The sequence below is a fragment of the Micromonospora sp. C81 genome (genome assembly GCF_018070425.1).
Classification (GTDB): Bacteria; Actinomycetota; Actinomycetes; order Mycobacteriales; family Micromonosporaceae; genus Micromonospora; species Micromonospora zamorensis.
Window position 1 is genome coordinate 353,252 of record NZ_JAGPXS010000001.1, and the last position, 21,800, is coordinate 375,051.

Sequence of the window (21,800 nt, forward strand, 5' to 3'; positions counted from 1 at the left end):
CGATCTGTGGTCTCATGGCGGCATGATCACTCCGACTCCCCTCATGCGTCTGGTGGCCGGTGTGTGGGGGTTCAAGACCCTCGCGGCCGGCGTCGAACTCGGTCTGTTCACCCGGCTCGCCGGGGGTCGGACGATGACCGCCGAGCAGGCCGCCGCCGAGTTCGGGCTGCCGGACCGGCCCGCGGACCTGTTGCTGGCCGCCAGTGCCTCGCTCGGCCTGCTGGAGAAGGCCGGCGACGGTTACCGCAACTCCGAGTTGGCCGAGCAGTTCCTGGTCGAGGGTCGCCCGTACTACTTCGGTGCGCAGATCCGTTACTCCGACCTGCGCACCTATCTGCCCTGGCACCGCATCGGCGAGGCCCTGCGCACGGATCGGCCGTTGACCTGGGACCCGGAGGCACAGCAGTCGATGTTCGACACCGCCGACCCGGAGATGCTGACGCAGTTCTGGGACGCGATGTTCTCCACGTCCAGCTTCACCGCCGCCGCGTTGGCCGACGCGTACGACTTCTCCGCGCACCGCCGCCTGCTCGACGTCGGGGGCGGGGCCGGGGCGTTCCCGATCGAGTTCTGCCGCCGCCTGCCCGAGTTGCGGGCCACCGTCCTGGATCTGCCGCACGTCTGCGTACGGGCACGGGAGCGGATCGCGGAGGCCGGCCTGACCGAGCGGATCGACGCGGTGGGCGGCGACTTCCTCGCCGACCCGGCGCTGCCGGACGGGCACGACGTCATCCTGCTCAGCATGATCCTGCACGACTGGGACGAGCCGACGAACCGGGCGCTGCTGGCCCGGTGCCACGCGGCGCTGCCGCCCGGCGGGGCGATCGTCGTCTGCGAACTCCTGCTCAACGACGAGCGGACCGGGCCGCCGGAGGCCGCACTGATGGGGATGAACATGCTGGTCGAGACCGAGGGTGGCCGCAACTACTCGGGCGCCGAGTACGCCGCCTGGCTCACCGATGCCGGTTTCGTCGACGTGCGTACCGTGCCGTTTGACGCCCCCGGTGCCAACGGCGCTGTGGTGGCCCGGCGGGCCTGACCGACGACGACACCCGGCCCCGGTGCGAACCGTGGGCCGGGTGTCGCGGCGCCTCACGGCGCTGGCGTCCGATCGGCTACCGGTACGGGTCAGGCGCGAGCCTTGACCGGCTGCTTCATGAAGTCCAGGATCGCCTTGTTGACGTCCTCGGCGTGTGTCCACGGGATGCCGTGCGGCGCGCCCTTGAGCGTGACGAGCTTGCCGGTCGGCATCATCGGCCCGAGCCGCTGGCCGGTCACCGGGTAGGGCAGCACCCGGTCCTGGTCACCCTGCACGATCAGCACCGGGATGTCGATCTTCGGCAGGTCGGGGCGGAAGTCCTCCTGCCAGGCGTCCACGCTGTCGTGGGTGCCCTTGGCGGAGGCCATCGCGCCGATCTGCCAGTGCGCCCGGTACGCCTCCTCGCTGACCCGCTTGCCCATGTTCTGGTCCGGGTTGAAGAACGCGTCGCAGAACGACGTCAGGTACGCGAAACGGTCCTTGATGATGGCGTCCTGGAAACCCTTGAAGAGGCTCCGGTCGACACCCTCCGGATTGTCGTTGGCCTTGGCCAGCATGGGTTGCAGCGGGCTGAGCACCACGGCCCGGCTCACGCGCTGGGAGCCGTAGTTGCCCAGGTAGCGAATGACCTCACCGGTGCCCATCGAGTGACCGACGAGGGTCACGTCGCTCAGGTTCAGCTCGGTCATCAGCACGTCCAGGTCCGCCGCGAACGTGTTGTAGTCGTACCCGAAGGTCGGCTGGGCGGAGTTGCCGTAACCGCGCCGATCGTAGGTGATCGTCCGGTATCCGGCGTTGAGCAGCTGGGTGGTCACCTTCTCCCAGGTCGCCCCGTTGAACGGGAAGCCGTGGATCAGCACCACCGGCTTACCGGAACCGTGGTCCTCGTAGTACAGGTCGATGGGCGCGGAGTTTTCCGTTCCCACGGTGATGAAAGGCATGTTTGTCTCCTGCTCCGGTATCGGGCTGTCGGACGTCAGCGCGCTTTCCCGCCGGGTCGGCGGATATGCCGGCCGTCGAAAGCACAGCGACCCCTCCAGCCATCGACAGATATCGACGCTCTCGATAGGGTCGGAGGTAGGAAAGTTTCGGCGTACGGGAGGTGGGCATGCCCCGACGAATCCGCACGACGATCGCCGCGTTGGCCCTCGGGTCAGCAACGGCCGCGCTGAGTGCCACGCCGGCCCACGCCGACCCGGTGGTGCCCCGGCACGCCGTCGTGGTGTGCCAGAGCGCCAGCTTCTACGCCAACTACGACTCCGCCGGCGGCCCCACCGGCCTCAAGCGCACCCTCGCCTACGGCAACAAGATCGGTCACACACCGGGCGCGCACCCGGTCTACAACGGGTGGGCGGCATCGTTCGACTTCGGCCCCAACGACTGGGGCTACCTGCGCGCCGAGTGCATCGGCGGGTACGACTCATGGTGACCCGGCGCCGGACACTCGCCGGTCTGCTCGCCGGGGTTCTCGCCGCGACAGTCGCGCTGCCGGCTTCCGCGCGGGCCGCCAACGGCACGATCGGGCAACGGGAGACGGTTTGCGCGAGCGACCTGTTCGTCCGCACCCAACCCGTCGGCGCCTGGATGGGCACCCTCTACCAGGGTCAGACGTTCCTGGTCGAAGGTCCCCGCAGCGGTGGCTACGTCTACGGCTTCGCCTACGGGCACATCAACCGCCGCGGCTGGGTGCAGGACGGCTGGTTCTGCTGACCCCCTGCCCGTCGGTGGACCAGCCCGCCGGGCTGACCCATGCCCGCTGGGCTGACCTTGCAAGCGGCGGCACGCGCGGCGTCGGCGTCGGCTTGCGCGATGTCGGACCGCCGAGATCAACACGGGTTTGCTGAAATCGGGGTGTCCCCGCCGCGTGGATACCCCGACTTCAAGGAACCCGAGCCGACCATCGCCGACATCCCGACAGGCGGAACGCTTTGACCGGATGCTGGACAGACCGCTCGGTCAGACCGCAGCACCACCCCAAACCCGACGGCCGAACTGCGGAACCGGTCATTGAGAACCCCAGCCGGGCGACAGGAGCGTGACGACCAGAGCACGGACGACCCGAGCACGGACGACCCGAGCCGGACGACTGCCGCTCCCCAGGCGGTCGTCCTGCTCGTCGGCTCAGCTCTGGTAGACCTCCAGGGTCGACAGTTGCCCGGCAGGCCAGCCGGTGTTGCCGGTGACCGTGATGCGCACGTACCGGGTCTGCGCGGCGGTGAAGGCGATGCTCACCTGGTTGCCGGTGGTCGGGTTGAAAGTACGCCCCGCCGAGCCGGCCAGTGTGCTGAAGCTGCCGCCGTCGCTGCTGCCCTGCACGGCCAGGGTCTGCGTGCGGCTGGCCCAGGCGGTGGCCGGGGGCAGCTTGAGCACCACCCGCCCGACCGTGCGCGTCGCACCGAGGTCGACCTGGACCCACTGCGGGAACGCGTTGTTGGCGCTCTCCCAGTAGCTGTTCGGGTCGCCGTCGACCACGTTGCCCGACCCGTAGCTCTGGACGTGGCTGCTCTCGCTGGTGGATCGGCCGCGGGCGAGGTCCGCGTTGGTCGGGGCGTCCGTCGTCACGGTGACCGTGTTGGACGCGCCGGACGTGTTGCCGGCGGCGTCGCGCGCGGTGACCGTGAAGGTGTACGCGGTGGACGGGTTGAGCCCGCTCACGGTCGCCGTGGTGCCCGTGACGGTGGCGACGACAGTGCCGCCCTGGCGCACCTGGTAACCGGTCACGCCGGTGTCGTCGGTCGACGCCGTCCACGCCAGCGACACGCTGGCTGACGTCCGGCCGGTGACCGTCAGGCCGCTCGGCGCGGTCGGCGGGTTGTCCGGTGTGGTGGTGGCCGCGTACACCTCGACCTGGGCGAGTTGGGCGGCCGGCCAGCCGGTGTTGCCGCCGATGCTGAGGCGGACGTAGCGGGCGGTCGTGGTCGGCAGCGTGCGGGTGACGGTGTTGCCGGTCGCCGGGTCGAAGGCGAACCCGGCGGCCGGGGTGATGGTGGCGAAGGAGCTGCCGTCGACGCTGCCCTGCACGGTGATGGTCTGGGTGCGCGCGCCCCATCCGGCGGGCAGCCGTAGCACCAGTCGGTTGACCTGGTGACTGGCGCCGAGGTCGACCTGCCACCAGTGCGGGAAGGCGCCGCCGCTGCTCTCCCAGTAGCTGCCGACGTTCGAGTCCACCGCGTTCGCCGCCGGGAACCCGCCGCCCTGGCTGCTCGCCGAGGTGGGCCGGCCGGCGGCCAGGTTCCCGCCGGTCGGTGGCGGCGTGCCGATCATCGGTGGCGTGGGACGGACCGCGGTGAGCGCCAGCTGCCCTTTGAGCATCCGACCGCCGTCGGCCGTGATCCGCAGGTAGTAGTCGGAGGAGCAGGCCACGCCGTCCTCGTCCAGGGCGCGGATGTTCGCGCCGGCCGGGGTGGTGGCCTGGGTCTCGGAGGTCTTCGCGATCTGGTTGCCCTCGTTGTACTCGTCGTACATGGACACGTAGAGGCCCTGGGAGCCAAGTCGGACCATGTTGTAGATGTGCCGCCAGTAGAAGTCGCCGTGCTTGCGGTGACCACCGGCGAGGTCCCCGGGCATCACGCAGGGCAGGTAGTCGATGCCGCGTGCCGCGCAGTCGGCCATGTCGCCGACGTTGACGTTGTTGTAGTACGAGTCGAGTTCCTCCACGGTCCTGGCCCGGTAGACCATCCACGGCGAGATCGCGTTGAACGCGTGGTAGACGTCGAGGAAGCCCGGACGGGAGTCCTCGATGCCCTGCCGCCACCAGGTGGGCACGCCACCGATGACGTAGCAGCCCTGCGCCTTGAACCAGTTGATGACCTCCAGGCAGGGCCCGGGGGTGAACGGTCGGCTGGGCTCGCTGAAACCGAAGCCCCAGATGCACACGACCGGCTTGCCGTTCTGCCGGGCGTACGCGGAGGACGCGACGTGCGCCGACATCTTCGTCGTCCAGTCGGTCTTGATGTCCGACTGGAAGGTCAACCAGTCGGTGACGTCGTACATGATGTAGAACTTGCGGCCGTAGCGCTCGGCGGCGGAGCGGACCTTCTGCGTCATCGCGTCGCGGGTCGGCCCCTCGTCGCCCGTCGGGTTGAACCGCTGCAACGCGGCGGTGTCGCAGCCATACTCCTGCATCCACCGGAAGTGGGTGTCCACCGTCTGCTGGTCGTAGGAGGAGAACAGGGTGGCCGGCTGGCCGTTGCCCAGGTTGGGGTACGCGGTGGGATAGGTGCGCGTGTACTCGCGCATGTCCGGCCAGGACTCGATGGTGGTGTTGGCGGGCGAGGGCGGCTGGAAACGGTCGCGGCTCCAGTGCCACCAACCGCCGATCGGCGCCGAGTCACCGGGGGCGCTGAACCAGCCCTGGTAGCCGACCGTCACCTTGCCGACCACGTCCCCGGGAGGACTGGCGGCGGAGGCGGGGCTGGCCAGGGTGGTGAGCAGCTCGGTGCTGGAGGCGGCGGCGAGGGCGGACCCCGCCATCACGGACGTGACGAACCTGCGGCGGGAGACCGCCATGACGACCACTCCTTCGGGACGGAAGGCATTGACGGTCATCGTGGCAGCAGCGGATGCCAGCCCGCAAGAGTTAGACTGATCGATGAAATTCCAGATCAGATGACGGGAATTTCACGCTGGGTCATCAGTGGGTCAGTGCCTGGTCCAGGGCGCGCACCGGGGACAGGATCCGGCTGCCGGCCTGCCAACGGCGGGCGTCGCGCACCGTCATCCGTACGCCCTCGGTGAAGCCGAGCTTCGGCCGCCAACCGAGCAGCTCGCGCGCCTTCCTGGTGTCCAGCGCCATGTTGCGCACCTCGCCCGGCCAGGGCAACGGCTCGTAGCGGGCCGTGTCGTCGACACCGGACGCCTCCCGGACGGTGTCGTACACGTCGTTGATGCTCGTCTGCTGGCCGGAACCGATGTTGACCATCCCCACCCCGCTGTGGTGGCAGGCGACGGCCACCGCCTCGGCGACGTCGCTGACGTGGATGAAGTCCCGGGTCTGTGTGCCGTCGTCGTAGATCACCGCCTGGCGGCCACCGAGCAGAGCATCCACCATCAGGGACACGACGCCGTAGTCGCCGCCCTCCTGCCGGGACCCGTAGACGTTGCCGAAGACCATCGACGTGTACGACAGGCCGTGCTGGCGTCCGTACCAGTCGAGATAGTGCACGCCGGCGGCCTTGCTGATGCCGTACGGGTCCACCGGTGCGATCGGGTGGTCCTCGCGGACCGGCAGGTCGTGGGCGGGGACGCTGCCGAAGATGGCGCTGCCGGCCGCATTGACCACCAGTCGTACGCCGCTGCGGGCGCACGCGTCCAGCACGTTGGCGGTGCCGAAGACGTTCACGTCGGCGTCGTACAGCGGTGAGCGGCGACCCACCGGAGCGTTCGCCTGCGCGGCGAGGTGCACCACGACGTCCGGCTGCCACTGGTGGATGACCTCGATGCCCTCCGGCGTACGGATGTCACCGGAGACGACGTCCGCATCGGTCAGACCGCCGCACACGGCGTCCGCCAGATTCTCGAGCCGGCCGGTGGAGAAGTTGTCGAGCACCCGGACCTGGCTGCCCATCAGCATCAGCCGGGCGACCACATGGCTTCCGATGAAGCCGGCACCTCCCGTGACCAGAACACGCCGGGGCGTCAGGTCGTTCGCCGGGTCGACCCCGACGGTAGTAACTGGCAGGTCCACCTGGAACTCCTTGGACGACAGAGCCTGTCGGCCCGCTTCGCACACCAAGACGGCCAGGCACGACAGTAACCCACCAAATAACCACGAAAGAGACTTTTCGCCTAATGCAGCGGAGCGGACATGAGGGTTCGTCGCGGCCACGGTCGGCCGGCAGCGTTCCCGCGCGGATTGGATCCGTTGACCGTTCCACAGCCGACGGGGCCGGAGCCATGCCGGCTCCGGCCCCGTTGGTACACCCGAGACCCTTACGAAGTCGGGTACTGCGCGAGGTAGACCGGCGCGCCCACCTTGGTCATGTCGGCCGCCTCGCCGACGCCGTTGACCACGTGGTCGATCGTGCCGGCGCTGAGGTTGACGGTCATGACGTGGTGCAGCTTCACGCCCGGCCGGTTCGGCACCTCGAAGCCGTTCTCGGTGTGGATCGACGGGTTGTTCTGGTTGAAGACGTACACCCCGCCGCCGTGCAGGGTGTGGTGACGCACCCGGTCACCGACCTTGTACCCGGCCCAGCCCTCGACCGCGCCGTTCATCCAGTCGGCCTGCGTCGGCGGGTCGTACGGCAGCTCGTTCTGGTACAGGATCGTGGTGCCGTGCTCGCCGTTCCAGACCGTGTTGTAGCGCTGGAAGTGCTCGACGAACAGGCCGGTCGCGGTCACGTGGTCGCCGTTGATGACGGCGCCGTAGCGACCGGTGTTCGTGCGCCAGCGGTCGGTGTCACCGTTGACACCCTCGGTGAAGCCCTCGACGCCGTGGTCACCGCGCCAGACCCAGGTGTGGTCGATGAGCACGTTGTCGCTGTTGACCTCCAGCGCGGTGTTCGTCCGGCCGATGTGCGGGCCGCCGACCCGGAAGTACACGTCGGACAGCGTGGTCGGGTTGTGCGGACTGCTGGCGTTGTGGCCGTGCTGGCGGCCCACCCGCAGCAGGACCGGCGACTCGACGAGACCAGCGTCGATCGTGACACCGGCGACGATCACGCCGGGGACACCGGCGACGTCGAGCGGGATGGCGCCGTTAACCGCGGTGAGCGTCGCGTGGCCGATTCCGAGCACCACGGTGCCGGGCCGCCGCACCTCGATGCTGCGGGCGATATCGTACGTGCCGGGGGTGAGCAGCAGGTGCTTCCCGCGCGCGAGTTGGGCGTTGATGACGCGTACCGGGTCGGACGGCTTGGCGACGAAGAAGTCGTCGATCCCGATCGTCCGTCCCGGCGTCATGCCGTCGGCCCAGGAGACTCCCCGGCTGTCGCGCTGCGCGGCGGGAACCCGCACGTTGTAGCGACCCTTGCCGTCGACGAAGAGGTACGGCTTCTCCCGGCTCAGCGGGGTGGTCTCCAGTGTGGTGTACGGCGGGTCGGGGAACGTGGCGTCGTCCGGCGCGCCCTCGACGCCCGCGAAGACCTGGTTCCACACCGCGTTGGACCAGCTGCCGACCTCACTGTTGCGGGTCAGCCACTGCTGTTGCGAGCCGTTGGTGGTGGCCGGCAGCCGCGAGTCGGCGATGAAGCCGCCGCTGGCGAACTGCGGGCCGGCCGTGCAGTAGTCCATCAGCGACAGACCGCCGCCGTTGATGTTCAACCGGCGCATCGACACCGCCTGGGACACCGCCCAGAAGTTCGCCGTCGACCGGCAACCGTCCTGGCCGGAGGCGTTGATGGTGAGCGACAGGTTGGACAGGGTGCGCCAGAAGTTGACCAGCGCGAGGCAGTTGCCGGTGCCGCCGTCGGCCAGGCAACGGTTGTAGACCTCGAGCTTGCCGTTCACCGTGACGTCGGTGGGCGAGGCGCCCAGACCGGACACCTCGGTGTAGTAGCCGACCTTGGCCTGCAACGGCTGCTCGGCCGTGCCGTACGTGCCCGGCTTGAACAGGTAGGCGTGCCGCTCGGTGCCCATCTCGTTGTCGACCTGCCGGGCGTGGGCCGCGTCCAGGGTCTGCTGGATCTCGGCGACCGGCATGCCCGGGTCGAAGATCGTCACGTTGGGGCCGAAGTCCGGTGAGCCGTGGGTCGGGCGACCGGCGGTGGCGGCGGTGCTGGTCACGGTGACGGCGGTGGTCACCAGCAGAGCAAGGGTGAGGGTACGTAGGGACGGGCTTGTCATGTAGTTCGTCCTCTCCGCTGGCCGGAGATGCTTCCGGCGCAGCTGGGGGCGGTGAGAGCGCTCTCTGACCCCTGCCGGCCGGAGGTTGGGCCGGGCCGGAAGGGGGTTGACATCTTTCTACCCGTTAATCCGGCCGCCCGCCATGACCACGGACGGCGAACTTGGTGCCGGTACCGGTCGGTCCATTTCGGAGTCCGGATACGGCGAGGCCCGCCCTCCTGAGGAGGGCGGGCCGGCACGAGGTGTGAGAGGTCAGCGCACCCGGCGCCGGCCGTAGGCACCGGCGACGATCGCCACGCCGACAGCGGCGAAGACGACCTGCAGGATCAGCTCGATCCAGTCGATCCCGCTGGTGTCGTCGACACCGAGGGCACCGGCGACGAGGGTGCCGAGGATCGCCGCGACCACACCGATGAGCAGGGTCAGCCAGATCGGGATGTTCTGCTTGCCCGGCACCACCAGCCGGCCCAGCACGCCGATGATCAGACCGATGATGATGGCGGCGAAGAAGCCGGTAATTTCCACGGGAGTCGTCCTTTGCGAGGGGAATGTCGTCGGCCTTTGATTGCCCCGGGCAACGAGCCGCGAAACACCCTCTGGATCTTCAATCTTGCGGTCGGCTTCAGGCCGCCTTACCGGCGTTAGGATGACCGCCGTGCAGTTCGGGGTGCTCGGGCCGCTCGCCGTGACCACGGACGCCGGCGAGCCGGTGGTGGTGCCCGGCACGAAGGTACGCGCGCTGCTGGCCGACCTGCTGGTCAACCGCAATCAGGTGGTCTCGGCGGACCGCCTCATCGACGATCTGTGGGGCGAGGACTGCCCCGCCAACCCCGCCGGCGCCCTCCAGGTGCGGGTGTCCCAGTTGCGCAAGGCGCTCAACGACGCCGAGCCGGGTGCCCGCGAGCTGGTTGAGTCCCGGCCGCCGGGCTATCTGCTGCGGGTCGACGCGGTCGACGTCGCCCGGTTCGACGAGCTGGCACGGTGCACCGACGTCGAGCGGTTGACCGATGCCCTCGCGTTGTGGCGCGGCGAGGCGTACGCCGACGTGGCCGACGCCGAGTTCGTCCGCGCGGAGGCCACCCGCCTCGCCGAGCAGCGCCTCGCCGTCCACGAACGGTTGGCCGAGGCCCGGCTGGCCCGGGGTGAACACGACCTGGTCGCCGCCGACCTCGCCGAGCTGGTCACCCGGCATCCGCTGCGTGAGGGCCTGCGGGCGGTGCAGCTCCGCGCGTTGTACGCGGCCGGCCGCCAGTCCGAGGCGTTGGACAGCTACGCCGACCTGCGGGAGCGGCTCGCCGAGGAGCTGGGCCTCGACCCCGGCCCCGAGCTGGTCGCCCTGCACCGCAGGATCCTCGAACAGGACGCCGCCCTCAGCGCGCCGCCGAAGGCCGCGGTCATCCGCACCAGCCTTCCCGCCCCGCTCGACGAGCTGGTCGGGCGGGCCGAGGCGCTGGCCGAGTTGAGCGAGCTGCTGTCCCGGCAGCGGTTGGTGACGCTGGTCGGGCCGGGTGGCGTCGGCAAGACCAGACTGGCCGTCGAGACGGCCCGCGTGCAGTCCCTTCCCGACGGAGTCCAGCTGGTCGAGCTGGCCCCGCTGCCCGCCGGTGACGCGCTCGTCGCCGAGCAGGTGCTCGCCGCTCTGGGCAGCTACGAGGCGGCCGGCACGAGCATGTCCCCCGCCGACCGGCTGGTGGCGACCCTGCGGCACCGACACCTGCTGCTCGTGCTGGACAACTGCGAACACGTCATCGACCCGGTCGCCGAGCTGGTCGCCCGGCTGCTGCGCGAGGTGCCCGGGCTGCGGGTGCTGGCCACCAGCAGGGAGCCACTCGGGCTGACCGGTGAACTGCTCTGGGAGGTACCCCCACTGCCCGTGCCGGATGACGGTGACCTGGGCACGGTCCGGCGCTCGGCGGCGGCCCGGTTGTTCGCCGCCCGCGCCGCCGCGCAGCAGCGCGGGTTCCGCCTCGACGGGCAGAGCGCCGCCGCGGTCGCGCAGCTCTGCCGCCGCCTCGACGGCCTGCCGCTCGCGCTGGAGCTGGCCGCGACCCGGGTGCGCGCGCTGGGCGTGCGCGGTGTGGTGGAACGGCTCGACGACCGCTTCCGGCTGCTCACCACCCAGCAGCGGGACGTGCCACCCCGGCAGCGGACGCTGACCGCGGTGATCGGTTGGAGCTGGGACCTCCTCGACGAGACCGACCGGATGGTGCTGGCCCGGCTGGCGGTGTTCCGGGACGGCTGCACCCCGGAGGCCGCCGAGTACGTCTGCGGGACCGACCTGGACACCCTCGCCCGGCTGGTGGACCGGTCGCTGGTGGTGCTCGACGACTCCGGCGCCAACCCGCGCTACCGGCTGCTCGAATCGGTCGCGGCGTTCTGCCTGGACCGACTGACCGACGCCGACGCCGTGCGCACCCGGCACGCCACCTACTACACGGAGCTGGCCGAGCGCGCCGACCCGGAGCTGCGCGGGGCCGACCAGCAGCGGTGGCTGGCGCTGCTGGACGCCGAGATGGCGAACCTGCGATCCGCGCTGGTGCACGGCGGAGGGCTGCGCCTGGCGGTCGCGCTGAGCTGGTACTGGCACCTGCGCGGCCGGCTCACCGAGGCGCGGCGAGCCCTGGCCGTGCCGGGCGACCCGGAACAGGAGACCCGGGCGGCCCCCTGGCGGGTCGGGTTCGCCCTGTCGCAGGGCGAGGCGACCGAGCCGGACGACGTACGCGCCGCGGTGGCCGCCGACCCGGGCGGCCACGCCGCGTGGTTCGCGGCCAACGCGGTGATCGAGCACGGCGACCTGGCCCTGGCGGCGGAGCTGCTGCCCACCGCCACCGTCGACAGGTGGACCGAGGCCGCGGTGCTCACCTCCCTGGCCCACATCGCGCACGCCAACGGTGACCAGGCCACCCTGGAGGACACCGCGACCCGCAGCGCCGCGCTCTTCGCCGACCTCGGCGACCGGTGGGGCCGGCTCCGCGCCACCGAGTGGGTGGGTGGCCTGGCCGACATGCGCGGCGAGCACGAGCGCGCCGCCGCGCTGCACCGCGAGGGGCTGCGCTGGGCCGAGGAGCTGGCGCTGTGGCCGCAGGTCTGCGCAGAGCTGTCCTGGCTGGCCTGGCTCGCCGTGCAGACCCGCGACTACGCCCAGGGTCGGGAGCTGGCCGAACGCGCGTACGCCCTGGCGGTCGAGCAGGGCTCGCCCGGTGCGCTGGTCTTCGCGGAGATGAGCCTCGGGCTGGCCGCCCGCCGCGACGGCAAGCTCGACCTGGCCGTTACCCACCTCAGCCACCTCGCCGACCTGGGCCGGGGCGAGAGTCAACCCGCGCTCTACCTGCCGATGGTCCTGGTGGAGCTGGGCTACGCCCTCGAGCAGGGCGGTGACCCGGATGCCGCGCTGGCCCTGCACATCGAGGCGTTCGAGGCCGCCGAGGCGATGACCACGATGCGCGACGCGGTCGGCCCCCTGGAGGGGATGGCCGCGGCGGTCCGCTCCCCCGAGGTGGCCGCCCGATTGCTGGGCGCCGCTGCCGCTGCCCGACTAGCCACGCAGTCCCCCGCCGCGCCGGCCGAACGCGACGACACCGACCGGACGACCGAACGCCTGCGGGCCGCACTCGGGCCGCAGCGGTTCGACGCGCTGCTCGCCGAGGGCGCGAAGCTGAGCCCGAGCGAGGCCCGGGCTCAGCTCTGATCTGGTCAGGCCGGCGTCTTCGGCGCGTACGAGGCGACGATCACGCCGCTCTTGTGCACCCGGGTGTCGACCAGGTCGAACGAGGCCTTGAAGTCGGTCAGCGGCACCGTCAGGTTGGCGCCGCCCTCCAGCACCGGGTGGATCCAGAACCGGACCTCGTCCACCAGGCCCGCCCGGATCAGCTGCGCGGTGACCGAGCCGAAGCCGTACTGGATGATGTTCCTGCCCTCCTGGGCCTTGAGCGCGCTGACCGCCTCGACCAGGTCGCCCTGGAGCACCTCCGTGTTGTTCCAGGTGGGGTCGGTCAGGGTGGTCGAGGCGACGTACTTCTTGACGTTGTTGAAGTACGCGGCGCCGGTGGTCGGGTCGCTCTCGTCCCTGGTCGGCCAGGCGGCGGACATGCCGTCGTAGGTGGCTCGGCCCATCAGCATCGCGTCGGCCTCGGTGGTCTGCGCCCCGGCGAGGCTGGCGGCCTCCTCGTCGAAGTACGGCATGGTCCACATGGGGTTCTCGATGACGCCGTCGAGGGTGATGTAGGTCGAGTTGATGAGCTTGCGCATCGGGATCTCCTGGTTGTCTGTCGTGCTCTCCGGTGACACCCAGAACTCTGCCAATGCCCGCTTACGATTCGCTTCAGGTGCCCTTACCGGCGTCCCCGGCCGCGCCTGGAGCCGCTTGCGCCAGCGGGTCGGTCAGCGGGATGGGCAGCGCCTGCGTGGCCACCGTGCCGCCGCCGGTCGAGTGCGCCGGCGCGGGGCGATCGCCGGTGCGGCTGTGCAGGCGTCCGTGCCCCGCCGGCCCGGCACGCCGGGTCACCTCGACGGTCACCATCCGCACCGGCAAGGGCGGCACGGTGAAACGCCCGACACCCCACCGCACCCAGATCGGAATCCGGCCGGCGTCCGCCTCCGCGCGCAACTTCTGCACCGTACGGGCCCGGTCGGTGTGGTCGACCTCCACGACGACCGGCGGGCCGTCCGGGCGGGCACACGCCACGTCCAGGACCGAGTGCCGTTGCTCCAGCGGCGGCGGCAACGGCAGCACGCTGGGGGCGCGCCGGTAGACCCGCCAGCCCTGGGCCTCGGCCCACCCCACCACCGAGTCGATCACCCGCGCGGTGACCTCGTCGGCGCTCAGGTCGACGAAGGTCAGGTCCGCCAGAGCGCGACCGAGGTCGGACGCCAACCGCTCGCCCTGCGCCGTGACCTCCACCGGCGCAGGATAACGCCTCAGCCGACGGTGGTCGTGGCCGCGGCGAGGTGCCGGGTCAGCCAGGCGGTGGTGGCCGTACGCGCCGCCTCGGCGTTGGCGCGCTTCAGGAAGTCGTGCCCCTCGCCGGCGAGCACCAGGTGCCCGTGCGGCACGTCCCGGGCGGCGAGGGCCTGCGCCACCTGCGCCGACTCGCCCGCCGGCACGTTGGTGTCGTTGGCGCCGTGGATGAGCATCACCGGCACGTCGAGCCGGTCGAGGTGGGTCATCGGCGAGAGGTCACGCAGCAGTTCCGCGTCGCGCTGCGGGTCGCCGTACTTGCTGACGGCGGCGGCGGCGATCCACGGCTCGGTGCCGGCGTAGAAGGTGTGGAAGTCGGAGATCCCGCACTCGGCGACCCCGGCGGCGAACAGCCCGGGGAAGTTCACCAGCACGGCGAGGACCAGGTAACCACCGTAGGAACGGCCCAGACAGCCGAGCTGGCCGGGCCGGGCGACGCCGCTGTCGACGAGGAAGTCCGCGCAGGCCGCCACGTCGGCGATCGCGCCGTACCGGCCGGCGAGGTTGTCGGCCGCGACGAAGGACCGGCCGAAGCCGGACGAGCCGCGCACGTTCGGCGCGAACACGGCGATGCCCTGCGCGACGAGAGCCTGGAACAACGGGTTGTAGCAGGGACGCTCCTGCGCCTCCGGGCCCCCGTGCAGACTGATGGCGGTCGGCCAGGGACCCGGCCCGACCGGGCGGTAGAGCCAGCCGGAGAGCGGCAACCCGTCGCGGGCACGCAGGTCGACGAGGTGCGGCGCGACCCCGCCGTCGCCGGTACGCGCCACACCGGTGTCCGGCCGCAGCGGGCGCAGCGCCCCGCACGTCGGGTCCACCAGCCAGACCTCCCGAGGCTGCACCGGCCCCTGCGCGGTGACGCAGAGCAGGTCACCGTCGGCGGCGAAGACGGCGTCGTCGAGCACCTCGCCCGGTGCCACCACGGCCCGCTGCACGCCGCTGGCGAGGTCGAGCAGGCTCATCTCACTGCGGCCACCGTAGGTGTTCCACAGCAGCGCGACCCGCCGCCCGTCGGCGCTCGGCACGGCCTGCTCCAACTCGGCGTCCGGTCGTCCGGCGAGCCGGGTCGGCGGCTGCTCCGGTCGGGTCAGGTCGACCCGCAGCAGCGCGGCGAGTTCCGAGAACGCGTCGGTGCGGGCCAGCACGCTGGTCCCGTCCGGGCCGAACCAGCCCTGGTCGGTGCTGCCCTGGCCGGTGTCCGGGAACAGTCGCCGTCGGACGCCTGTCGCCACGTCGAGCAGTTCCAGCCAGCGCGCGTTGCGCGGGCCGCGGCGCAGCAGGGCGATGCCGACGTCCGGAGCGACGTCCAGGAGCGTGAGCAGGTCACCCTCGGCGAGCACCCGCCGGTGCCCGGTGCCCGCGTCGACCAGGACGGCCCGGGCGTGCTCGTCGGTCTCGGTGATCATCAGGACCGCGCCCTCGGGCAGCCAGCCGGCCAACGCGGCGCTGCCACGGCCGAACCCGGCGACCTGGCGGCGTCGTGACCCGTCCGGGCGCAGCACCCACAGCTCGGTGCGGGGAGCGCCGCCGGGGGCGACGACGCAGGCCAGCCACTGCCCGTCCGGGGACCAGCTCAGCGCGAGCACCGGGTCGTCGCCGGTGGGCAGCGCGACAGCCTCGGCGGCGTCGACATCGCGGACCCAGACGCCCGGCGCGCCGGCCCGGTCGGAGAGGAACGCCACCCGGCGACCGTCGGGGGACGGCGCGGGCGCGTGGTCCTCGCCGGGAGGCAGCGGCGGTGCCGGCCGGTGCCCGACGGGTCGGGCCCGCCGGGCGGTGCGCGGCACCTCGGTCCGTACGCTCATCTAAACCCCGATCCGCTGCAACCAGAGCTCCAGCAACCCGAGCTGCCAGAGTGCGTTGGAACCCAGCGTGGTCCGCCGGGCATTGGGCGCGTCCAGCAACTCCTCCAGGTAGTCCTTGCGGAACAGGCCCCGCTCGCGGGCCGGCCGGGCGGTCAGCGCGTCGCGCACGTCGTCGAGCAGCGGGCCGGAGAGGTGCCGGATGGCGGGCACCGGAAAGTAGCCCTTCGGCCGGTCGATCACCGCGTCCGGGACGATGCCCCGGCTCGCCGCCTTCAGCACGCCCTTGCCGCCCTGCGCCAGCTTCATCCCGGGTGGGCAGGCGGCGGCCAGCTCGACGACCTCGTGGTCGAGAAACGGCACCCGGGCTTCCAGCCCCCAGGCCATCGTCATGTTGTCAACCCGTTTGACCGGGTCGTCGACCAGCATCACCAGGCTGTCCTGCCGCAGGGCCGCGTCCAGCGCGGTGTCCGCGCCCGGTGCGGCGAAGTGGGCGGCCACGAACTCCAGGCTCGCGTCGTGGTCGAGCATCCACTCGGGCGCCAGGTGCCCGCCGAGCGCGTCGTGACGACGGTCGAAGAACACCCGGGCGTACGCCTCGACGGCGTCCGCCCTGGCCACGTTGGCCATCGGCGGGTACCAGTCGTAGCCGGCCAGGATCTCGTCGGCGCCCTGCCCGGACTGGACCACCGTGATCCGCTGCGAGACCTCCTCGGACAGCAGGTGGAACGCGACGCAGTCGTGGCTGACCATCGGCTCGCTCATCGCGGCGATGGCGTCGTGCACGGCGGGGACGAACCGGCTCGCGCCGATGCGGATCTGGTGGTGGTCGGTGCCGAAGTGACGGGCCACCAGATCGGAGTAGTGGAACTCGTCCCCGCTCTCCCCCGCCGCCGCCTCGAAGCCGATGCTGAAGGTGGCCAGCCCGGTCTGGCCCTGCTCGGCCAGCAGGGCGACGATCAGGCTGGAGTCGAGGCCGCCGGAGAGCAGCACGCCGACCGGCACGTCGGCGACCATCCGTCGGCGTACGGCGGTGCGCAACGCCGCCATGAGCCGTTCCTGCCACTCGTCGGCGGACATCGGATCGGCCGCGGCCCGGGTGAACTCCGGCCGCCAGTACAGCGTGTCGGTGCTCCGGCCGGATGCGGTGATCACCCGCACGGTCGCCGGTGGGAGCTTGCGCACCCCGGCGAGGATCGTGCGCGGCGGGGGCACCACCGAGTGGAAGCTCATGTAGTGGTGCAGCGCCACCGGGTCGAGGTCGGTGTCCACGTCACCGGCGGCCAGCAACGCCGGCAGGGTGGAGGCGAAGCGGACCCGCCCCGGCCCCTCGGCCAGGTAGAGCGGCTTGATGCCGAGCCGGTCGCGGGCCAGCACGAGGGTGTGCGTGGCCATCTCCACCAGGGCGAATGCGAACATCCCGTAGAACCGTTCGACGCAGGCCGTCCCCCACCGGTGGTACGCCTTGAGGATCACCTCGGTGTCCGAGGTGGACCGGAAGGAGTAACCGGCGGCGATCAGCTCGTCGCGCAGCTCCCGGTAGTTGTAGATGCAGCCGTTGAAGACGACGGCCAGACCCAGCTCGTCGTCGACCATCGGCTGGGCGCCCGCGTCGGAGAGGTCGATGATGCGCAGCCGTCGGTGCACCAGGGCCGCCGGCCCCTGCTGCCACCGGCCCTCACCGTCCGGGCCACGGGAGGCCAGGGCGGGGAGCATCCGCTCGACGGCCGCCATGTCGGGTGGCGTCCCGTCGAAGCGGAACTCACCTCCGATACCGCACATGCCACGCACCTCTGTTCGGCTCGGGTCCGCTCGGGCCGCTGACGGGTCCAGGTTTGGCGGACCGGGTTGCGTCCCGATGACGGGCGGGTCAAGCGTGGGTTACACCGGCGGCCGTTCGTCTCCGCCGAGCAGCCAGGTGTCCTTGGACCCGCCGCCTCGGGACGAGTTGACGATCATGCTGCCGGCCGGCGCGACCCGGGTCAGCGCCACCGGCGCGACCTCGGCGGTGTCGCCGAGGAACACGAAGGCCCGCAGGTCGACGTGACGGGGGGCGAGAGCCGTGCCGTCGAAGACCGGGTGGGTGGTCAACGCGATCATCTCCTGGGCGATCCACCGGTGCGGGGCCGCGAGGATCTGCTCCCGGACGGCGTCCAGCTCCTCCGCCTCGGCCCGGGGGCCGATCACCACCCGGTCGCCGCCGTACCCGTCGACCGGCTTGAGCACCAACTCGTCGAGCCGGTCCAGCACCTCGGCCCGCTGCTCGGGCAGCCCGCACAGGTACGTGGGCACGTCCCCCAGCAGAGCCTTCTCGCCCAGGTAGTACTCGATCAGCCGGGGCACGTACGCGTACAGCGCCTTGTCGTCGCCGACACCGTTGCCCAGCGCGTTGGCCAACGTGAGCCGCCCGGCGTGCACCGCGGCGAGCAGCGGCCAGCCCAGCGGCACCCCGTCGGCGCCCGGCGCGTGCAGCAGCGCCTCCTCGTCCATCCGCAGGTAGATCACGTCCACCTCGCGGCGGCAGCCCTCGCGGACCAGCCGGACCCGGCCGTCCTCCACCAGCAGGTCGTTGGTCTCGGTCAGGGGCACGCCCATCTCGTCGGCGAGCAGCCGGTGCTCGAACCACGCGGGATCACCGGGACCGCTGCTGAGCACCACCACGGCGGGATCGTCGGCAGCCGCAGGCGCGGCGGCGACCAGCGCCCGGTACAGCATCGCCGGTGTCTCGTCGGCGGGCAGCAGATCGGCCGGCACGGGCAGCTCCGGCAGCACCGCCTGTGTCAACCGGCGGTTCTGCACCGCGTAGCCGATGCCGGAGGGCACCCGCAGGTTGTCCTCCAGCACGTACCAGCCGCCATCCGGGTCCCGGACGAGATCGGTGCCGGACACCTGGGCGCGGGTTCCCCGCCGGCCCATCAGCGCCCCGGTCGGGCGCAGACCGGGCGAGGACTCCACCACCCACGCCGGCACCACACCGTCGGCCACCACGGCCCGGTCCGCGTAGACGTCGGCCAGGAACGCGTCGAGGGCGCGGGCGCGCTGCACCAGGCCGGTGCGCAGGGTCCGCCAGTCGGCGGCGGGCACGACGCGCGGCACCAGGTCGACGGGGAAGAGCCGGGTGCTCGCCTCGCCGGCGACACTGAACGTCACACCGCGGGCCCGCTGCTCCTCGTCCCGGTCGTTCTCCCGTTGACGCAGACCGCCGGCGCCGAGGCCGCGCAGGGCGGCCAACAGCGGACGGTACGCGGGCTCCGGCCCGCCGGGCCCGAAGACCTCGTCGGACGAGTCGGTGTACGTGGGAAGGACGGGCAGCGGCGACACTCCGGGCAGTGGCCCCCGGATCCGGCCCCGGGTCTCGTCGAGGAGCAGGTCGACCACGTCGGCCAACCGGCCGCGCCGCTCGTACGCCCGCCGCTGCCGCGCGGCGGAGCTGCCGCGTTCCAGCGCGTGACGGGTCAGCTCGCTGACCTGCTCCCAGTCACCGGTCGCCTCCAACTGCGGACGCAGGTCGGTCACCAGGCGGCGGACCGCCTCGGCGGCCGGCACCGGCCGGGCCGAGCGGGGCAGGTCGAGCAGGTCACCCTCCAGCCCGGACCGGGCCGCCCGCCACACGGCGGCGCGCAACACCGGTGGCCGTACGCCGGTGCGCTCGACCCCGGCGCGCAGCGCCGCGACCTCCCGTCGGACGAGCGCCCGGAACAGGCCGGTGAGCAGGACGATGGTCTCCACGTCGGAGTTGGCGTCGGTGATCCGCAGCTCCACTGTGGGCACGTGGGCCGACGGCCGGACGTCGAAATAGATCATGGCAGGGTCGGTGATGGTCTCGGAGGAGATCAGCTCGGCGACCAGAGCCTCGTGGTCCGCGGCGCTGGTCACCTCGCCCGGGTCCCCCGCCGTGGGCCAGCGTTGCCAGACCAGCGACCGGACGCTGGCGTAACCACTGTCCTGACCCATCCAGTACGGCGAGCTGGTGGAGAGGGCGAGCAGGACCGGCAGCCACGGCTGAACCCGGCGGGTGACGGCCACCGCGAGATCCCGGTCGGACACCCCGACGTGCACCTGCGCGCCGCAGATCAACTGCTCCCGGGCGAGCAGTTGGTATTCGTCGAGCATCCGCCGGTAGCGGGAGGTGGGGGTGACGCTCGAGTCCCCGTCGGCGCGCAGCGGCACCGTACCGGCCGCCACGATGCCCAGCCCGGCCCGGTCCGCGACCCGGACGGCGAGCTGACGCAGCCTGGTCAGCTCGTCGCGGATCTCGTCGAGGGTGCGACAGACCGCGGTGTTGGTCTCCACCACGCTGCGGTGCAGTTCCGCGGTGAACGAGGTCGCCGGCAGCCGGTCGAGCAGTTCCCCGGCCCGGGGCACCAGCTCGCGGGTGTGCAGGTCGACGACGTGGAACTCCTCCTCCACGCCGATCGTGGCCAGGTCCGCCGGGTCACCGTCGTCCAGCGACGCGACCGGGTTGGTGCGGGGCGTGGGCAGCGTCCGGCCGTTGCCGGACCGGCCCATCGACCCGTCGAACGTCGGCACGTTCGTGGTGTTGTCGGCCATGGTCACCCCGGTTCGCGTGTCGGTGGTCTCGGCTGTCCGACGAGCGTTCCCAGGGTTGGTACCGGGGGTGTTTCCAGCGCGTTAAGGTGACGCGCCGTTCTGGCCGGGCTGCTCAGCGACGCGCAGCACGCTCCTGCCGGGTCGAGGGGCATGGTGATGTCGGGGTATCCCGTCGATCCGGATACCCCGACATCAGTGAACGCGTGTCGATCACGGCCTGGGAGCGGCCGGGATCACCTCATGTTGGCGACCACGAACGGCGCGTGGCCGTGCAGGTAGTTGTTCCACCCGCCGGTGACCGGCGCGCCGGGGCTGAGCAGGTTGGTGGTGTCGGTGCCGACGTCGAGCTTCCACGCGGTCCAGGAGATGCCGTTGGTCTTCATCCAGTCGATCCAGGACTGCGCCTCCGGCAGGCAGGATCGGCCGTCCAGGCCACCGTCGGCGTGGCTGGCGCCCCACTCCGTCACGAACAGCGCCAGGCCGGCGCGGATCGCCGCATCGCCCTTGGCCCGCAGCGACGCGCCGTGCGTGCACGAGTAGAAGTGCAGCGTGTACATCAGGTTGGTGCCGGTGACCGGGCTGGCCGCCGCGACGTCCACGTCCTGCGACCAGGTCGGCGTGCCGAGCACGACGATGTTGTCCGGGTCGGCGGCGCGGATCGCGGAGACCACCGCCTGGTGGTACGGCTTGATGACGTTGGTCCAGCTCACCTGCAACGGCTCGTTGTAGGGCTCCCAGATGACGTTGGGCAGGTGACCGTAGCGGCGGGCCAGGTCCCCGAAGAACGCCACCGCCTGGGACTGGTTGTTCTGCGCCTCGTGGGCGTGCCAGTCGACGATCACGTACACACCGGCGGTGACCGCGTTGTTGATGATGGTCTCCACCTGTGCACGCGCCTTGGCCGGGTCACTGAGGTACGCGCCCGCCGGCTCCACGCCCATCGCCGCGCGGATCACCTGGAGGTTCCAGTTGTCCCGCATCCAGGTCAGCGCGGAGAGGTTCTCGGCGTACGGGGCGGTTTCCCAGTTGAGCCACATGCTGCTGATGCCGCGCAGCTGCACCCGTGCGCCGGTCTTGTCGCACATCGTCGTGCCGCAGACCCGCAGCTGCCCGTACCGCTCGACCGGGGTGCCGGTGGTCGGTGGCGGGGTCGTGGGCGGTGGGGTCGTGGGCGGTGGCGTCGTCGGGGGCGGCGTGGTCGGGGGTGGGCCGCCGGCGCACGACGCGCCGTTCACTGTGCAGTTGACCGGGGTGCCGGAGCCGTTGACGAGGAAACCGAACGACGTGGAGGCGCCTGCGGCGAGGGTGCCGTTCCAGGACACGTTGGTGAAGGTGTAACGGCTGCCGGAGGTCGACTGCTGCGCGTTCCACGACTGGCTGACGGTCGAGGAGGACGGCAGGTCGAACTCGACCCGCCAGCTGGTGATCTGTGTGGAGGTGTCGTTGGTGACGGTGATCTGCCCCTGGTAGCCGTTGCCCCAGTTGTTCGTCACGGAGAACACGGCGGTCGCCGCGCTGGCCGGGGTGGCGGTGATGGCCACCCCACCGGCCAGCAGGCCGGCGACGGCCAGGGTCGTGACAAGTCTCAGTGCGCGCATGCGGAACCCGCTTCGGATCGACGGTGGTGGTCTGAGGCGGGGCGGCGCCTTCGCGCACAATATCGATC

General features: G+C 71.5%; 15 protein-coding genes. 4 read left to right on the forward strand and 11 right to left on the reverse strand.

The window, feature by feature from the left end; translation table 11 throughout:
- Positions 1–22 precede the first annotated feature (22 nt).
- Positions 23–1,039, forward strand: coding sequence for a methyltransferase (locus KBX46_RS01710; protein WP_210790038.1), 1,017 nt, complete (start codon positions 23–25; stop codon positions 1,037–1,039).
- 89 nt (positions 1,040–1,128) lie between these two features.
- Here the strand turns inward: KBX46_RS01710 and KBX46_RS01715 are convergent, their stop codons facing one another.
- Positions 1,129–1,980: an alpha/beta fold hydrolase gene (locus tag KBX46_RS01715; RefSeq protein ID WP_088948591.1), complete on the reverse strand. Its 852-nt coding sequence runs from the start codon at positions 1,978–1,980 to the stop codon at positions 1,129–1,131.
- 167 nt (positions 1,981–2,147) lie between these two features.
- On the opposite strand from KBX46_RS01715, the gene KBX46_RS01720 reads away from it, so the two are divergent.
- Complete coding sequence (locus tag KBX46_RS01720) at positions 2,148–2,468, forward strand: hypothetical protein (protein WP_210790040.1); 321 nt, start codon at positions 2,148–2,150, stop codon at positions 2,466–2,468.
- On the forward strand, positions 2,462–2,749 hold the full coding sequence (locus KBX46_RS01725) for a hypothetical protein (RefSeq protein ID WP_247666785.1): 288 nt from the start codon (positions 2,462–2,464) through the stop codon (positions 2,747–2,749). The genes KBX46_RS01720 and KBX46_RS01725 overlap by 7 nt, the downstream gene beginning before the upstream one ends.
- Before the next feature lie 411 nt (positions 2,750–3,160).
- Here KBX46_RS01725 and KBX46_RS01730 read toward each other — a convergent pair whose 3' ends face one another.
- From KBX46_RS01730 to KBX46_RS01745, 4 genes are all read right to left on the reverse strand, one after another.
- Positions 3,161–5,548 (reverse strand): discoidin domain-containing protein, encoded by a 2,388-nt coding sequence (locus KBX46_RS01730; RefSeq protein WP_210790043.1) that lies wholly within the window; start codon positions 5,546–5,548, stop codon positions 3,161–3,163.
- A gap of 124 nt (positions 5,549–5,672) precedes the next feature.
- Positions 5,673–6,725, reverse strand: a complete 1,053-nt coding sequence (locus KBX46_RS01735; protein ID WP_210790045.1) for an NAD-dependent epimerase/dehydratase family protein — start codon at positions 6,723–6,725, stop codon at positions 5,673–5,675.
- Between the two features lie 245 nt (positions 6,726–6,970).
- Positions 6,971–8,824, reverse strand: a complete 1,854-nt coding sequence (locus tag KBX46_RS01740) for an adenylyl cyclase (RefSeq protein ID WP_210790047.1) — start codon at positions 8,822–8,824, stop codon at positions 6,971–6,973.
- Positions 8,825–9,076: 252 nt separating this feature from the next.
- Positions 9,077–9,349, reverse strand: coding sequence for a GlsB/YeaQ/YmgE family stress response membrane protein (locus tag KBX46_RS01745; protein ID WP_210790049.1), 273 nt, complete (start codon positions 9,347–9,349; stop codon positions 9,077–9,079).
- A gap of 121 nt (positions 9,350–9,470) precedes the next feature.
- Between KBX46_RS01745 and KBX46_RS01750 the strand changes: the two genes are divergently transcribed.
- Complete coding sequence (locus tag KBX46_RS01750) at positions 9,471–12,512, forward strand: BTAD domain-containing putative transcriptional regulator (protein ID WP_247666786.1); 3,042 nt, start codon at positions 9,471–9,473, stop codon at positions 12,510–12,512.
- Positions 12,513–12,517: 5 nt separating this feature from the next.
- Here KBX46_RS01750 and KBX46_RS01755 read toward each other — a convergent pair whose 3' ends face one another.
- The 6 genes from KBX46_RS01755 to KBX46_RS01780 all read right to left on the reverse strand — a co-directional run bounded on the left by KBX46_RS01755 (position 12,518) and on the right by KBX46_RS01780 (position 21,732).
- Complete coding sequence (locus tag KBX46_RS01755; protein ID WP_210790051.1) at positions 12,518–13,072, reverse strand: dihydrofolate reductase family protein; 555 nt, start codon at positions 13,070–13,072, stop codon at positions 12,518–12,520.
- A 73-nt stretch (positions 13,073–13,145) separates the two neighbouring features.
- Complete coding sequence (locus KBX46_RS01760) at positions 13,146–13,724, reverse strand: hypothetical protein (RefSeq protein ID WP_210790053.1); 579 nt, start codon at positions 13,722–13,724, stop codon at positions 13,146–13,148.
- 17 nt (positions 13,725–13,741) lie between these two features.
- Positions 13,742–15,586, reverse strand: coding sequence for a prolyl oligopeptidase family serine peptidase (locus KBX46_RS01765; RefSeq protein WP_210790056.1), 1,845 nt, complete (start codon positions 15,584–15,586; stop codon positions 13,742–13,744).
- Positions 15,587–17,365 (reverse strand): N-acetylglutaminylglutamine amidotransferase, encoded by a 1,779-nt coding sequence (locus tag KBX46_RS01770; protein WP_210790058.1) that lies wholly within the window; start codon positions 17,363–17,365, stop codon positions 15,587–15,589. It lies immediately after the preceding gene.
- Between the two features lie 99 nt (positions 17,366–17,464).
- The gene (locus KBX46_RS01775; RefSeq protein WP_210790060.1) at positions 17,465–20,134 is read right to left on the reverse strand and encodes a carboxylate--amine ligase/circularly permuted type 2 ATP-grasp protein; all 2,670 of its coding nucleotides are present in this window, start codon (positions 20,132–20,134) and stop codon (positions 17,465–17,467) included.
- Positions 20,135–20,367: 233 nt separating this feature from the next.
- Positions 20,368–21,732, reverse strand: coding sequence for a cellulase family glycosylhydrolase (locus tag KBX46_RS01780; protein WP_210790063.1), 1,365 nt, complete (start codon positions 21,730–21,732; stop codon positions 20,368–20,370).
- Positions 21,733–21,800 lie beyond the last annotated feature (68 nt).

Bases quoted from the DNA above. Each gene is read 5' to 3' on its own strand.
- KBX46_RS01710 (WP_210790038.1), top strand. From the start codon at position 23: ATGATCACTCCGACTCCCCTCATGCGTCTGGTGGCCGGTGTGTGGGGG.
- KBX46_RS01715 (WP_088948591.1), bottom strand. From the start codon at position 1,980: ATGCCTTTCATCACCGTGGGAACGGAAAACTCCGCGCCCATCGACCTG.
- KBX46_RS01720 (WP_210790040.1), top strand. From the start codon at position 2,148: ATGCCCCGACGAATCCGCACGACGATCGCCGCGTTGGCCCTCGGGTCA.
- KBX46_RS01725 (WP_247666785.1), top strand. From the start codon at position 2,462: ATGGTGACCCGGCGCCGGACACTCGCCGGTCTGCTCGCCGGGGTTCTC.
- KBX46_RS01730 (WP_210790043.1), bottom strand. From the start codon at position 5,548: ATGGCGGTCTCCCGCCGCAGGTTCGTCACGTCCGTGATGGCGGGGTCC.
- KBX46_RS01740 (WP_210790047.1), bottom strand. From the start codon at position 8,824: ATGACAAGCCCGTCCCTACGTACCCTCACCCTTGCTCTGCTGGTGACC.
- KBX46_RS01750 (WP_247666786.1), top strand. From the start codon at position 9,471: ATGACCGCCGTGCAGTTCGGGGTGCTCGGGCCGCTCGCCGTGACCACG.
- KBX46_RS01755 (WP_210790051.1), bottom strand. From the start codon at position 13,072: ATGCGCAAGCTCATCAACTCGACCTACATCACCCTCGACGGCGTCATC.
- KBX46_RS01765 (WP_210790056.1), bottom strand. From the start codon at position 15,586: ATGAGCGTACGGACCGAGGTGCCGCGCACCGCCCGGCGGGCCCGACCC.
- KBX46_RS01770 (WP_210790058.1), bottom strand. From the start codon at position 17,365: ATGTGCGGTATCGGAGGTGAGTTCCGCTTCGACGGGACGCCACCCGAC.
- KBX46_RS01775 (WP_210790060.1), bottom strand. From the start codon at position 20,134: ATGGCCGACAACACCACGAACGTGCCGACGTTCGACGGGTCGATGGGC.
- KBX46_RS01780 (WP_210790063.1), bottom strand. From the start codon at position 21,732: ATGCGCGCACTGAGACTTGTCACGACCCTGGCCGTCGCCGGCCTGCTG.